Source organism: Nodosilinea sp. AN01ver1, from assembly GCF_050565655.1.
In the GTDB taxonomy this organism is placed as follows: domain Bacteria; phylum Cyanobacteriota; class Cyanobacteriia; order Phormidesmidales; family Phormidesmidaceae; genus Nodosilinea.
The window spans coordinates 382,945-396,557 of the sequence record NZ_JBNXVS010000001.1 but is presented as its reverse complement, the minus strand read 5'-3'; the positions used below and the strand labels follow the sequence as shown (position 1 = coordinate 396,557).

Annotated in this window: 11 protein-coding genes; 7 read left to right on the top strand and 4 right to left on the bottom strand. The window is 61.8% G+C overall.

Translation table 11 applies throughout. The features are described 5' to 3' along the window. Positions 1-143: 143 nt before the first annotated feature. Positions 144-1,799, bottom strand: a complete 1,656-nt coding sequence (locus ACQ4N7_RS01975) for an FAD-binding domain-containing protein (protein WP_430709936.1) — start codon at positions 1,797-1,799, stop codon at positions 144-146. A 401-nt stretch (positions 1,800-2,200) separates the two neighbouring features. Here ACQ4N7_RS01975 and ACQ4N7_RS01970 point away from each other — a divergent pair, with 401 nt between their 5' ends. The 4 genes from ACQ4N7_RS01970 (at position 2,201) to ACQ4N7_RS01955 (ending at position 7,719) form a co-directional block, all read left to right on the top strand. After that, a complete protein-coding gene (locus ACQ4N7_RS01970) occupies positions 2,201-2,788 on the top strand; it encodes a hypothetical protein (RefSeq protein WP_430709935.1) in 588 nt (195 codons plus the stop codon). Positions 2,789-2,911: 123 nt separating this feature from the next. Next, the gene (locus ACQ4N7_RS01965; RefSeq protein WP_430709934.1) at positions 2,912-4,708 is read left to right on the top strand and encodes a DUF3352 domain-containing protein; all 1,797 of its coding nucleotides are present in this window, start codon (positions 2,912-2,914) and stop codon (positions 4,706-4,708) included. Between the two features lie 130 nt (positions 4,709-4,838). Next, a complete protein-coding gene (ccsB, locus tag ACQ4N7_RS01960; RefSeq protein WP_430709933.1) occupies positions 4,839-5,840 on the top strand; it encodes a c-type cytochrome biogenesis protein CcsB in 1,002 nt (333 codons plus the stop codon). Positions 5,841-5,895: 55 nt separating this feature from the next. After that, positions 5,896-7,719 carry a mechanosensitive ion channel family protein gene (locus ACQ4N7_RS01955; protein ID WP_430709932.1) on the top strand — a complete coding sequence of 608 codons (1,824 nt, stop codon included), beginning with the start codon at positions 5,896-5,898 and terminating at the stop codon, positions 7,717-7,719. Positions 7,720-7,762: 43 nt separating this feature from the next. Here ACQ4N7_RS01955 and ACQ4N7_RS01950 read toward each other — a convergent pair whose 3' ends face one another. The 3 genes from ACQ4N7_RS01950 to ACQ4N7_RS01940 all read right to left on the bottom strand — a co-directional run bounded on the left by ACQ4N7_RS01950 (position 7,763) and on the right by ACQ4N7_RS01940 (position 11,460). After that, positions 7,763-8,335 carry a response regulator gene (locus tag ACQ4N7_RS01950; RefSeq protein WP_430709931.1) on the bottom strand — a complete coding sequence of 191 codons (573 nt, stop codon included), beginning with the start codon at positions 8,333-8,335 and terminating at the stop codon, positions 7,763-7,765. Between the two features lie 387 nt (positions 8,336-8,722). Continuing rightward, positions 8,723-10,585, bottom strand: coding sequence for an ArsA family ATPase (locus ACQ4N7_RS01945; RefSeq protein ID WP_430709930.1), 1,863 nt, complete (start codon positions 10,583-10,585; stop codon positions 8,723-8,725). 272 nt (positions 10,586-10,857) lie between these two features. After that, complete coding sequence (locus ACQ4N7_RS01940) at positions 10,858-11,460, bottom strand: DUF3105 domain-containing protein (protein ID WP_430709929.1); 603 nt, start codon at positions 11,458-11,460, stop codon at positions 10,858-10,860. Positions 11,461-11,631: 171 nt separating this feature from the next. Between ACQ4N7_RS01940 and ACQ4N7_RS01935 the strand changes: the two genes are divergently transcribed. The 3 genes from ACQ4N7_RS01935 (at position 11,632) to ACQ4N7_RS01925 (ending at position 13,598) form a co-directional block, all read left to right on the top strand. After that, entirely contained in the window at positions 11,632-12,093 is a 462-nt protein-coding gene (locus ACQ4N7_RS01935; protein ID WP_430709928.1) for a heavy metal-responsive transcriptional regulator, read from the top strand. An 88-nt stretch (positions 12,094-12,181) separates the two neighbouring features. After that, complete coding sequence (mnmA, locus tag ACQ4N7_RS01930) at positions 12,182-13,300, top strand: tRNA 2-thiouridine(34) synthase MnmA (protein ID WP_430709927.1); 1,119 nt, start codon at positions 12,182-12,184, stop codon at positions 13,298-13,300. Between the two features lie 10 nt (positions 13,301-13,310). Further along, positions 13,311-13,598: a DUF3288 family protein gene (locus tag ACQ4N7_RS01925; protein ID WP_430709926.1), complete on the top strand. Its 288-nt coding sequence runs from the start codon at positions 13,311-13,313 to the stop codon at positions 13,596-13,598. Positions 13,599-13,613: the final 15 nt, after the last annotated feature.

Genomic DNA, 13,613 nt, shown 5'->3' with positions numbered 1-13,613 from the left:
CACCCTCAAATCACGTTTCTCGAATAGGCTAAGCGCTTTCCCCCTTGGCGGCAAGGTCAGGGCGGTAGAGAACTCAGACAGACCGTAGGGCCGCACTATTAGTCCCTTTGGCAGTAACCCTCAATCTCGTGCTGTGGCGCGGGCTACACATCCAGCAGGCTGAGCTGGCGAACCGTGGGGTCAGCCGCGACTGCTTTGGGCTTTCGCCGCCGCGATCGCGGTGGCTGAATGGCGACGTGGGCCACGAACCAGGTGCGCAGGGCCGTCGCCTGCTCAGGGCTCAGCTCGACCAGGGGCAGCGCCGCCGGAAACAGCTCGTCAATCGGGGCTGCGGCCCAGGCCACCTCACCGCCGTAGATCTCGGTGCCAAAGGGCGTGAGGTCTGAGGGCATGGGGGCCAAAAACGGCAGCAGATTACTGGTATTGAGAAACTTACCGCGCTGGGCTTCGAGCTGTTTGACCCGACGCTGGCGAGCGGCCTTGTAGTTGAGGATGGGGGCCGGGTAGCCTGAAAGCGTGGGCGGGCTGCCAAGCTGGCGGGCGGGCACATCGGCCAGCTCGGGCACCCAGCGCTTGATAAATTCGCCCTCGGGGTCGCAGCGGTCGACGGCCACCTGACCGGGGTTGTAAATGCGGGTCCAGGTTTTGTCGACGCAGTGGGTGACGCCCGACTGCATGGCCCACTGATAGTGGTCGATGGGGCAGTCGCCGTCGATCAAGTGGCGCATAAAGTGCAGCGCTCCGTAGCGCCAGTCGATGCCGCCCAGGTTGCTCAAAAAGCTGGCGTAGATCGCCCGCGTGCGAAAATTGAGCGCCAGGTAGCCGCCGGTGGCCATGAGGCAGCGAGCGGCAGCATCCACAATCGGAAAGCCAGTCTGCCCCGTTTGCCAGGCGTGGTAGAGATCGCTATCGAAGGCCCAGCCCTCCTCGTCGAAGATGCTGTAGAGCGATCGCAGCTCTAGCTGGGGCAGGTAGCGAAACCGTTGGGTAAACCCGTTGCCCCAGCGCAGCCGCGAAATGAGCTGCTGGTGGCTGCGGCGCAGGCGGCTGTCGCCCAGATCGGGGGCCTGGCGAACGATCTGCACGCACTCCCGCACTGAGATGACGCCAAACTTGATGTGCGGGCTCAGGCCCGTGGTGGCCTCGGCACTGGGGTAGGAGAGCTGCCAGTAGTAGCGATCGGCCTTGTCGGTCAAAAAGTCTCGCAGCAGGGCGCGGGCGGCAGCGGTGCTGGCCGGGGGCAGGGGCTTGGCGTCGGCCTGGTGACCCAGGGCGGCCAGATTCGGCAGCGAATCGGTGGGAAGTTCAGGGGGCACTGAAACCTGGGTTGGGGTGGGCACCAGGGGCTGGCCCATCTCGCGGTACCAGGTTTCGCGATACTCGGGGTAGGGCACCAGCTCAGCCACGCTGGCGGCGGGCTCAAACCAGCGAATTTTGAGGCTCTGCTGGGCCAGCGCCCGGTTGAGGCGGGCGTCGCGCACCCGACCGTAGATGCGCTCAACATCGGTGTGGGCATAGATGCCGTCGGCCCCGGTTTCTTTGACCAGCTCGGGCAGCACCTCTACGGGGTCGCCCGCCCGCAGAATCAGCCGCCCCCCCAGTGCCTTTAAATCGGCATTCAGAGCATTCAGGGCCGCCAGCATAAACGCTACCCGCGCCGACCCGGTTTCGGGATGGTGCAGCAGGGCGCGATCGAAGACAAACACAGGCACCACCAGGCCCCGTCGAGCCGCTCGCAGCAGGGGCTCGTGGTCGGAAACCCGCAGGTCGCGGCGAAACCAGACGATGGTTGTGTTCATGGCGGTTGAGACGGGGCGACGGCTCGGGCGAGCTTTGGGTTGCTGGGGGGCAAGGGGCAATCGCGCTTTTCAAACCGTAACAAAAAACCAGACTGATCTACTTGTCTAATAGTATTTTTGTACTATACTTGTACTCAGAAATTACGCCTGCTCTCTGCGCTGCCCACTGCCGCCTTTTTAGATCATACGCACCGGCAGACCGTCTTCAACCCTAGTCTGCTGGCGCTGCTGGCGCTAGATTCTGCTGCCCCAGTTTGCTGAGGGTTGCGTTTCTTGCCCGAGGGAAACTTGGCTAGCTCAGGTTCAGGTCGCTGAGCCTGGCTGCACCCCGGCAGAGTTGGGAGCATTCTCAGGTTCCTCTTCCCAACCCTTCCCCAACAGTGACAGCAAAGGTCAACGCCATGGTTCAACGCTCTTCCTACCCCGTTTCGTCACACTATCGGCCTCAGCAGCCGCCACCAGGGCAGCCCCAGGGTGCTTCGCCCAGGCCGTCACAACAACCGTCGCCCCGATCGCCGCAGGGGTCGCGGCAGGCCTGGCCTACGCCCCAATTGGGGCCGCGTCCCTGCCCTGCGGCGCGAACCAGCGGCAGAGCGGTCCATGGCGGGTCTACACCCCGGCCTCAGCCTCGCCAGGTACTGGTGGCCGGTGGGTCGGTGCTGGCGCTGGCGGCGCTGCTAATCTCCCCCAATATCAACCCAGATCAGGCCCAGGAGGCCGAGGCCTTTACCTGCATTCGCCAGGAGCAGCCCAAGTCGCTGGTATCGCGGGATCAGGTTAAAAAACTGCTAGAAACCGATCTCCAGGCCCCCAAGGCGACGGTGCAGGAATTTCTCAACGCGCCCTACTGCGTGCTGTCGCCCGGTAAAACCGAGGCCGGTCTGCCAGCTGAGCGTGAGGCCTACCCCCTGGAGTTTGACCCCCAGACCTGGCTGGTGGTGCTCTACGACGGCGATCGCTACGTCGGTTACGACTTTAGATTTCGCTAGGCCGTCTTCAACCGTAAGCTAATGGCTGCTGATGCTGGGCATACCTGGCGCATGGTTCGTCTGGGAAGTTCTTTGCTAAAGTGTCAGGGCAAATTCGCTTAGTCGCCCAGGGGTGTTGCCAAAGTGGTGCAAAACAAGCTGCGGTTGAAGAAACCCCCGCTGCCCCTGGTTGTGGCAGCAGCGCTGCTGTTCTTAGGCGGCGGTATTCTCAGCTTTTGGGTCGCGGCCCGCCGGGGTCAGCTGGCTAAAACCCTGCCTGCCGGGGCCAACGCCATTCCGGCTGACGCGCTGATGGTGGTGGCGCTCTCCAGCGATGAGGCCCAGTGGCGGCGGCTGCGCCAGTTTGGCACCGAGGCCACCCAGGCCCAGTTTGATCAGCTATTGGTGCAGTGGCGCGATCGCCTGCTGGCCGACCAAAACCTGACCTTTGCCCGCGATATTCAGCCCTGGGTTGGCCCTGAAATTACCCTGGCGGTGCTGCCCGATGTCACGCCTGCCACCGACGACCTGCCCCCCTCGCTGCCCGCCCCCGAGCTAGCCCTGAGGTCTAACGTGGTGATGGTGCTGCCGATTGCCGATGCCAATCGGGCCCAAAACGACCTGGGCGAGCGGCTGGGCCAGGCCGAGCAGGCTGAAGACGCCCCCTACAGGGGAGTGACCCTGCAACAGCTAGAGGGCGAGGCCGAAGCCCCCCTCTACGCCGCCGTGCTGAGTGCCGAAACAGCGGTGATCAGTCCTCAGCTACCGCTGCTCAAGCGGGCGATCGACGCCTATCGCGGCGGCGAGTCGCTGGTGAATCGGCCTGGGGTGGGCAAAGCCTTTGAACAGCTGACCGAAACCCGCCCTTTGGCCCGCTTCTACGTCGATGTGCCCGCCCTAGCCGAAACCGTAGCCGAGGCCGCCGATCCGCCGATTGCTCCCAGTCGATTGCGGGCCTTTCAGGCGGCTCGGGGGCTGGTGGGGGCTGTGGCGGTTAAAAATCGCGGCGTGGCCCTACAGGGGGTGAGCTGGCTAGAGCCAGGGGCGCAGACCTTTGCCACCGGCAACCAGGCTGACCAGATGCCCCAGCGATTGCCCACCAGTACGCTGCTGGCCGTCTCTGGCGGAGACTTTCAGCAGTTTTGGGAAGATTTTCAGGCGGGAGAACAGTTCTCGGCGCTGTTTCCGCTGCAGGCCGACGAGGTGGCTCTGGGGCTACAGTCGGCCACCGGCCTCAGCCTGGAAGAAAACCTGCTGCCCTGGATGGCAGGAGAGTTTGCGGTGGGCCTGCTGTCGCCTCCGGCCGGGCCGAGCGATACTCCGCCGCTGCCCAACCCGGCCCTGGTGCTGATGGTCAAAGCCAGCGATCGCGAGGCTGCCACGGCCACCTTTGAGCAGCTCGACGCCGTCATGACCAGTCGCTACCGCTTTGCCGTCGATACGGTAGATATGGGCGGTGTGCCCGTCACCCGCTGGACTGCCCCCTTCGACTCGCTGGTCATGGCCCACGGCTGGCTGGAGGGCGATGTGGCCTTCTTTACCGTGGGCCAGGGCATCGCCGATCTGGTCGCCCCCTCGCCGGGTCGCCGCCTGGCGGAAAACAATTTGTTTCAGGCCACCACAGGAGAAGCCCCACGCCCCAACAACGGCCATTTCTTTGCCAACCTAGAGGCTCTCAGCGAGGCGGAAAACAACCTGCTGCTGCCGCCCCTGCCCCAGGAGGGACTGCTGGGTTCTGAGGCGATCGAGGCGATTGGGGTGACGGCAACAGTGCTCAGCGATCGCCAGGTGCGGTACGACATGACGGCCATTCTCAAGCGCGGCGAGCGCCCCGATGACCTGCCCTCGACTGCCGAACCCGCCGAACCCGCCCCTGACCCGACTCCTGCCCCTCAGGCGACTCCTACCCCTGAAGCAGCGCCCCCCGCCGCGGGCGAGTAGGCGACCAGGTATTGGGGCTAGCCTGAGCCAGGCTCAAGGTAGCCTGCCGCCACCGTCTGGCTGCCACCGCAATTCGACCCGCAAAAGTCGGTAGGATAGGAGCAGAATTATGTTCTTCCCGATAAAACCTATGGATTTGATTGCGCTCCAGGGCTGGCTCGACAACGCATCTTTTGCGGTGCTGTTTGTGGCGATGCTGCTCTACTGGTGTGGCGTGGCCTTTCCCCGAGCGACGCTGCTGCCGGCGCTGGGCACCGGGGCGATCGCCGTAGGCAATCTCACTATCGCCGCCCTGCTGGTCGCCCGCTGGATTGAGGGCGGCTACTTTCCCATGAGCAATCTCTACGAGTCGCTGTTTGCGCTGGCCTGGGGCATTACCGCCATGCACCTGGTAGCCGAGCGCATGAGCCGCAGCCCGCTGGTGGGGGCCGTTACTGCGCCCATTGCCATGGCAATTTCGGCCTTTGCCACCCTGTCGCTGCCGGGCACCATGCAGGGCTCAGAGCCGCTAGTGCCTGCCCTAAAGTCCAACTGGCTGATGATGCACGTCAGCGTCATGCTGCTCAGCTATGCGGCGCTGCTGGTGGGGGCGCTGCTGGCGATCGCCTTTCTGCTGGTCACTCGGGGCCAGGCCGTCGAGCTGAAGGGTAGCTCCGTCGGCACGGGCGGCTTTCGCAACGTCAAACTTCACCGGGCCGAAGCCGAAGCCGCAGCGACAGCCGACCGACCCCAGGCTATGTCTATCTCCGCTGGCGGTGCCGCCGTGCTCGAAAAATCTCCGGCGACTGCCGTTAAGCTCTCGCCCCAGCGGCTCACCCTGGCCGATACCCTCGACAACATCAGCTACCGCATGATTGGCCTGGGCTTTCCGCTGCTGACCATCGGCATCATCGCCGGAGCGGTGTGGGCCAACGAAGCCTGGGGCTCTTACTGGAGCTGGGACCCCAAAGAAACCTGGGCGCTGATTACTTGGCTGGTGTTTGCGGCCTACCTGCACGCTCGCATCACCAAGGGCTGGCAGGGACGTCGCCCGGCGATTCTGGCGGCGACCGGGTTTGTGGTGGTGTGGGTGTGCTATCTGGGCGTCAACATTCTCGGCAAGGGTTTGCACAGCTACGGCTGGTTTTTCTAAACAGATGCTTATGTCGTGTCGCTGTCCGGCTCACTGTTGCGATCGCGCCTAAGCCATGGTCACACAACAACCCGCATCGATCACCAAGAACCGTCGTCTGGGGGCCTGGGCGCGATCGCTCCTGGGGGTAGGGCTGGGGCTTTTGCTCGCCCTCGGCTGGAGCACCCTGGCAATGGCTCAGTTTTCTAATCCCTTCGGGCCGGGCAACAACAACTTACCCCCCGCTGGCGTCGAGCGAATTGGCCTCATCGAGGTCACCTCGGTTTCCCTCGACGGCGGTACTTTATTCGATATCGCCTCTCCAGTGGTGTTTAACCGCAACGAAGCGGGCGCTGAGGTGCCGGTTGAGGTGCGCGCCCGCCAAATCGAGACCAACCTCATTCAGGTCGTCGACCGGGCCTTAAATCTGATCGATACCGACGACACCCTCAGTAGCGCCTCCCTTGAGGTCACCATTGAGACCATCCGGGGCCAGCCAGTCCTGTTTGCGGTGGGAGCGGGTCTGGCCGAACCCAGGGTGTTGCTCACCGTCACCGACACCGACGCCCAGTACAACGGTGTGTCGCAAGCAGACCTGGCCGAGCGCTGGCAGGGGGTGCTGCGCGAGGCACTGCGCCAGGCGGTCAGCGGCCGTTTGCCAGCAGCTCGGCAGCGCCAGATTCGCAAAGCGCTCTGGATTCTGCTGGCCGTTATCTTGCTTACCCTGCTGCTAACAGCCACTTGGCAGGTGCTGGGCTGGCGCAAAAGCTCCCTAGAGCGCAAGCAAACCGCCCAGGCGGGCATGGCTGTGCCCCCCGACGACGAGTTTCCGGCCCAGCAGCTACAGTACCTATTTCGCTACCAGATCACCCTCGAACAGCGGCTTCAGGTGGTCGCCTTTCTGCGCTGGCTGATGTTTTGGGGCATTGCCTTTGTGTGGATTGCAGGCATTGCCAGCGGGCTCTATATTTTTCCTCAAACCCGGAGCTACGCCTTCGGGCTGTTCTCAATTCCGGTGCTGCTGCTGCTGACCTGGTTTTTTACCGGCCTGCTCAACCGACTCGCCAACCTGGCCATTGAGCGCGTGGCCCAGGCCTGGAGCAAAAATGAGCTGGGCGATCTCGACGAAATGCAGCGCAAGTCGATGCGCCTTTCTACCATTACTGGAGCACTCAAGGGCCTCAAAACCGCTGTCATCTACGCTCTGGCGACCCTGCTGGTGCTGCAAACGCTGCGGATTGCCCCGGCCTCTCTGCTGGCCTTTGGGGCAATCACCGCCCTGGCCATTTCCTTTGCGGCCCAAAGTCTGGTCAAAGACGTGGTCAACGGCTTCTTAATTTTGCTGGAGGACCAGTACGCGATTGGCGATCTGGTCACCACGGGCACCACCACGGGCATTGTCGAAAACCTGAACCTGCGGATTACCCAAATTCGCGGCGAAGACGGTCGCCTGGTTACCCTGCCCAACAGCCTGATCGCCCAGGTCGAAAACCTCAGCCGCAGCTGGTCACGGGCCAATATTCTCATTGACGTGGCCTACGGCACCAATGTCGATCAGGCCCTGTGGGTGGTGCACGAGACGGCCAACGCGATGGCAGAAGACCCCGAGTGGGGCTACGCCATTCTCAACCCGGTCGAAATGCTGGGGGTAGATGCCATGACCCACGCGGGCCTTACCATTCTGCTGTGGATTCGGACCCGACCCCTGAAGCAGTTTTTAGTAGCGCGTGAGTTTCGCCGTCGCCTGCGCATTGCCTTTGATCAAGCGGGCATTGCCATTGGGGTGCCGCAGCAGGCTTTCACCGGGCTGGCCAATGGTTCAGGCCAGCGAGAGGGGAGCGACGACGATGGCGCGAGCGATCGCGCTGCCCACTCCTCAACAAAAAGCGGGGCTGTTTAACCCCGCTAGTGATTCTATCGTGAGTACAATACGGTCCTTCGACCTATTTGAGCTTCTGCTTGATGAAAGCCAGCATCTTGCCGAGCTGTCCCTTGAGCAGGGCGACTTCGCCCTGAAGCTGCTTCACCTGGGCCTGAAGCGCCTGGAATTCGGCGGCGCTGACGTCGCCCCCCCCGGTGGCGGCGGGTGCTGCCGCTGTTGCTGCCGCAGCGGGCGCGGTGACAGGGGTACGGCGAGGCTTACGAGCCTTGACCATAGCGGCCTTGATCGCTTCGATCAGTTCTTTTTGCTCGAAGGGCTTTTGAATGAACTCGAAGTACTCAAAGGGTTCAGTAATTTTTTCGGTGACTTCTTCCTTGCGGCCCGACATCAGCACCAGCGGAATGTGCTGCAGGTCAGGATTGGCCTGAATTTCCTGAAACACTTCCCAGCCGCTCATCCGAGGCAGCAAAAAGTCGAGCATGATCAGGTTGGGGCGCTGGCTGCGAATAGCATCCATGCCTTCAACACCATCTTGGGCCTCAACGACTTCAAAGTTGCCCTGGGGCAGCATGTCGCGCACCCGCATGCGGATGACCCGGCTATCGTCGATGACCAAAATCTTATGATTTGTCACGGTTGACTCCTCTTGCGGTGTCGAAGGGCTTGGTAGACGTGAAATTAGTATAGTTCAGGTTTTTAGAAAGTCCGTGTCAGAAACGAGAATCTATCTCGACCTGGATTTTCTAGACGAATTAACTCGCCTAACCTGCCCTAAAGCTGGTTTAAGAGTTCCCCTAAACTGTCTATGAACTGACAGTAAACTCCAGATTCCTGCGGTCAAGGCCAAAGATATCTGGCGCTCAGAACATAGCGCTGGCCAGTTCACGTAGGCCAATGCTGACTACCTGTAGCCAGGTCTGGGACAGCGAGCTGGCGTATAGCTATCGCCCATAGGCTACCGACGAAAACGGCCTAACCGCTGTGGCGACGGCAATACTCAGTTGTCTAACGCTGAGGTCATTTAAAGCGGAGGCTGGGGTGGCGTTAGCAGCAGGTGGGCAGCCTGCTTGACCTGGTCAGAGGGCAGGGGGGCAGGGGGCAGGTCTGCCAGGCGCACTACGCACTGGTGCGGAAACAGCTCGGCGGGCAGGTCAAGCCCTGACTGGTAGCGGTTGTGAACGATGTAGCGCTGGGCAATGCCGCGATCGCTCAAGGTCTGATTCAGCCGTTTGGCCTCCGCCAGAATGGCCGACTGGTTTTGCACCACGCCAATGAATTCGGTGTGCTGGGGGTCTTTGAGCTTTTCCTGAGCGGCCAGCACCCGCTGGCGCAGGCTGCGCAGGCGACCCATAAACTCAACCCGGCCCACCACATCTCTGTACTTAATCCACAGCTTGAAAATCCAGCCCAGCCAGTCGCCCAGGGCGGTGGGCATCTCTAAAAACCGTAGCAGGTGGCCGGTGGGGGCGGTGTCGAGCACGATTAGCTGGTGCTCGCTGCGCTCCAGCAGATCCATTACTGTAATCAGCGAGAGCATTTCATCGATGCCGGGCAGGGCCTGAGCCACCACCTGCCGCCAGGCGTCGGGGCCGTAGGCGAGCTGAATGCCGCCGCCAATATCGCCGTCGCCCGCCATCATATCGGCTAGTTCCCACAGGTAGTCGGTGCGAAACTGATCGAGCACCACCTCGGCGCTGACCTCCTGAGCCTGCAGGTTGGGCCGTAGCCGGGTGGGTTCGTGGCCGAGGGGCTGGCCAAAGGCGTCGCCCAGGGAGTGGGCCGGGTCGATCGACATTACCCGCAGGCTCGCTTCAGGGTGGCGCTCGGCCAGGCCCCAGCCCAGGGCTGCCGAGACGGTGGTTTTGCCCACGCCGCCCTTGCCGCCCACGACAATCAGCCGCCGTCCCGCCGTCACCAAGTCTTCGATGCCGGGCGCAATGGGGGTAAGCCACTGATACACAGAGGATGCATCGCTCGCAGGTTCCCCTTCGGGTACGGCCAGGTTGACCAGCGGTTTGACCTGGGGCATGAGGGCATCGAGGGCGATCGCGCCGACCGGCTCGCTAGGTTGGGCAGGCACCCACAGCACCGGCTGCCCCTGGGCTATGGCCTCAAACTGGTTCAACACCTTACGGTGGGCGACCTGCGCCGGTACGACGCGGTTGATTACCAGGCCGCCGAGGGGAACACCCAATCGCCCTAAGGCGGTGATAAAGCGATCGCTCTCGGCTAAGCTCATCGGCTCCGGGATGCCCACGACCCAGCAGGCGGCGCGATGGTGGTCTTGAATCAGCGATCGCCCCTGCTCCAGATCGCGGCGCATATTGGTGATGAAGGCATCAGCCTCATCGGGGGTGTAGCGACCGGCCAGGGTTTCAGTCAGGGTGCGGTGCTTTTGCTGAAACTGCCCCAGGGCCGCCAGCAGCGTATCGAGAAAATCCATCAGGGCAAACAGGCTGAGGGTGTGGCCGCTGGGGGCCATATCGACCACCACGCGATCGGCCTCGCGATCGCGCAGTATCCGCTGAATCTCCAGGAGCGCCATCAGCTCATCGAGGCCGGGCCAGCCCATATCCCACACCGGGCTGAGGTCGTCGCCCTCGACAAAGCTGCCTCGCTCCACCAGTAGCTCAAGCACAGTGCCGTAGTCGGCCCGAAACTGCTCTAGCAACGCCGCAGCATCGAGCGCGCGCACCCGCAGGTTGGGCAGCTCGGGCAGAGAGACAGGCGTGTTATCAACAGTGACAAGCAGCACATCCCCCAGGGAGTGGGCCGGGTCGGTCGAGAGCAGCAGCACGGTTTCGTCGGGGTGCTGCCGGGCCAGCTGCCGGGCAAACCCACAGGAAAGCGTCGTTTTACCCACGCCGCCCTTGCCGCTAACCATGATTAGTTGATGGGGCGATGATGTCAGCACAGTTAAACCTTGCGCGATGCTGACCCTAGAGTGCCCGTCGCTTCGCCGAACGTCAGCCCTGGGACGAAACTTAATCGCCCAAGGCATATTTCTGGATATGGGCCTGGTGAAACCGCTTGATTAAAGACCTTTTGCCCAAGGTGATGGTGGGCAGTGCCCACCCGACGCTACTTCTTCCGGTTACGGTATAGAGTAAGCACCTGCGACACATCGCCCCATCCACCCACCTACCCATCCACTTTTTACCGCACCGGATTCTCAGGCCCGCGCCCCCGATAGGTATCGATAAAGGTGGCGGCGGCTTCGGGCTCAAACTGGGGCAAAATCAGTTTTTTCGTCCAGGCGGTCAGCACTACTTCCTCGCCCAGCCCCGGCTTAGGCACCACCACAAGGCCATCCCAAAGCCCCGGAAACTCTTCAGCCCAGGCGGTGAGGGTGTCCATGGCTGTCTGACCAGGCTGGTCAACGTAGATCACAATGTTGCCGTGCTCGATGGAGTGCACCAGCTGTTCTAGCCGCTGTTCTTGGGTGTAAACCCCCGGTAGCACTGGGTTGGGGTCGTGGGGACCAGAGGTGGGAAAGTCGCTGTCGTAGTTAACGGGCTGGCCGGGGGCAACGTGAGCTTGGCCCTGGTCGGGAAAGGTCTGAATAGCCGCCATAGCAGACTCACCCACGGTGGTATTGGGTTCAAAGGCGATCGACTGCGGACGATTGCGGTACCACAGTCCGCCCAGCAGAGCGACCATCAGGGCCGCAATCCCCAGGGGGCCAAAAATAACCGAAAGCGCCGTGGCTTTGGTAGACGTGCGGCGTTTAGAGCGTTTGGAGGATTCAGTTGGTGTCATGGCCCTATGGCAAAAACATTACGAGCGTTCCGTTGATCAGTCTAGCGGTGGTGTGAATGCCTAGGGGTAGTCTTTTCCACACCCTGGAAAAGGAGAACGACCGCAAAAGCCTTGACCCTTTAGCTTGCTAGAGAGTTTAGACTATACCTATCTCTGCCTGAGGATGTGGATATGGCTATTGCAACCCGGCTCAAAATCGGCGATGTGGCCAAGCAAACTGGCGTTGCTGTAGGGGCGCTGCGCTACTATGAAAGCCTTGGCCTGCTCAGCTCTGAGCGCGGTGATAACGGCTATCGCTACTACTCGCCTGAGGCTGTGCATCAGGTGCAGTTTATTAAGAAGGCTCAGGCCCTAGGCTTTTCGCTCGGAGATGTGGGGGATGTGCTCAACGTGCACCAGCGGGGCGATGTGCCCTGTGAGTTTGTGCAATCGCTGCTGCAAGCCAAAATTCAGCAGCTCGAAGCCCAAATTCAGCAGATGATGGCGTTTAAGGCTGATTTGGAAGATTATCGCGATCGCTGGGCCGAGTCTCACCCTCGACCGCAGCCGGGGGATATTTGCCCGCTGATCGAAACGGTGCCGCTGGGGGCCGCAGAGAGCAGCCTTTCAGTAGGGCTGGAACCCGTGAGCTAGAATGGGAAACTGGGTCAACGTTCACCTTTTATAGGGTGAGATTTCACCCGTGCACACTCATTAGCGGTTTGGGCGCAGCATTTCAGCCATGGAAAGAATTGTAGTCGGGCTCTCCGGCGGCGTAGACAGTTCGGTAGCGGCAGCCACCCTGCACCAACAGGGCTACGATGTGGTGGGCCTCACCCTGTGGTTGATGAAGGGCAAGGGCCAGTGCTGCTCCGAGGGCATGGTCGATGCCGCCAAACTCTGTGAAGACCTGGGCATCGACTACCACGTGGTCGATAGCCGCGAGGTATTTGAGCGCGAAATCATCAATTACTTAGTCGAAGGCTACGGCAGCGGCATTACGCCCCTGCCCTGCTCTCAGTGCAATCGGGCGGTCAAGTTTGGGCCTATGCTGCAGTACGCCCGCGAGGAACTGGACGCAGATCGCATCGCCACGGGCCACTACGCCCGCATTACCCAAAATCTAGAAACAGGCCGCTACGAGCTGCGCCGCGCCGTGGACCCGGCCAAAGATCAGTCCTACTTTCTCTACGACCTGACTCAAGATCTGCTGGCCGCCTGCGAGTTTCCGCTGGGCCACCAGACCAAAACCGAAACCCGCCGCATCGCCGCTGAGCTGGGCCTGCACACCGCCGCCAAGCCCGACAGCCAGGATCTGTGCTTGATCGAGCACCACGGCTCGATGCAGACTTTTTTAGATAAATACCTGGCCCCCAAACCCGGCGATATTGTCGATACTGAAGGCCGCATTCTGGGGCAGCACACCGGCATTCACCACTACACCATTGGCCAGCGCAAGGGCCTGGGCATTGCCGCGCCCAACCCGCTCTACGTGGTGGGCTTTGACATGGGCAAAAACCACGTAATTGTGGCCGATCGCAGCGATGCCCACTGGCCCGACTGCACGGTGCAGCGGGTGAACTGGGTGTCGATCGCCGCGCCCCAGGAGCCCATGCCGGTATCGGTGCAGATTCGCTACCGCAGCGAGGCGGTGGGGGCAACGCTGGTACCCCTACCCTCTGGAGAGGGTACAGGCGATCGCGTGCGAATTGTGTTTGACGAGCCGCAGTTTGGCGTTACTCCCGGCCAGGCCGCTGTCTGGTACGACGGCGACCGGGTGCTAGGCGGCGGGCTAATTGAAGCAGCGGCTGTGCCTGAGAAGGCGGCAACGACCTCTGATGCCCATGTTCTAAGTCATTAAAGCGATCGCTATGGCAGACATCACCAAAGACCAGCAGCACCCGCAGTACAAGACCGATCGCCAGGTGGTGAGCCAGCTTTTGGCGGGCGACGCCACCGACTTGAACCTGGTCGAACTGGCCCGACTGATGATTCGCTACGACGGGTTTCCTGGTGCCCGCGACATTCAGACCGATCTCAAAAAGGCTCTGAGTCGCTGGCAGCTCACTGAGGCCGAGCTGTTTGAAAAAACCCGCGCCATTCATCAGCAGGGCGAGGTCTACAAGGGCTTGGGCCGAGGCCGCGAAGACTGGAGCTAAGGCTATACTAGCCTG

What these genes read in the sequence shown, in the direction of transcription:
- ACQ4N7_RS01975 (WP_430709936.1), bottom strand. Translation starts at nt 1,799, where the DNA reads ATGAACACAACCATCGTCTGGTTTCGCCGCGACCTGCGGGTTTCCGAC.
- ACQ4N7_RS01970 (WP_430709935.1), top strand. Translation starts at nt 2,201, where the DNA reads ATGGTTCAACGCTCTTCCTACCCCGTTTCGTCACACTATCGGCCTCAG.
- ccsB (WP_430709933.1), top strand. Translation starts at nt 4,839, where the DNA reads ATGGATTTGATTGCGCTCCAGGGCTGGCTCGACAACGCATCTTTTGCG.
- ACQ4N7_RS01955 (WP_430709932.1), top strand. Translation starts at nt 5,896, where the DNA reads ATGGTCACACAACAACCCGCATCGATCACCAAGAACCGTCGTCTGGGG.
- ACQ4N7_RS01945 (WP_430709930.1), bottom strand. Translation starts at nt 10,585, where the DNA reads ATGGTTAGCGGCAAGGGCGGCGTGGGTAAAACGACGCTTTCCTGTGGG.
- ACQ4N7_RS01940 (WP_430709929.1), bottom strand. Translation starts at nt 11,460, where the DNA reads ATGACACCAACTGAATCCTCCAAACGCTCTAAACGCCGCACGTCTACC.
- ACQ4N7_RS01935 (WP_430709928.1), top strand. Translation starts at nt 11,632, where the DNA reads ATGGCTATTGCAACCCGGCTCAAAATCGGCGATGTGGCCAAGCAAACT.
- mnmA (WP_430709927.1), top strand. Translation starts at nt 12,182, where the DNA reads ATGGAAAGAATTGTAGTCGGGCTCTCCGGCGGCGTAGACAGTTCGGTA.
- ACQ4N7_RS01925 (WP_430709926.1), top strand. Translation starts at nt 13,311, where the DNA reads ATGGCAGACATCACCAAAGACCAGCAGCACCCGCAGTACAAGACCGAT.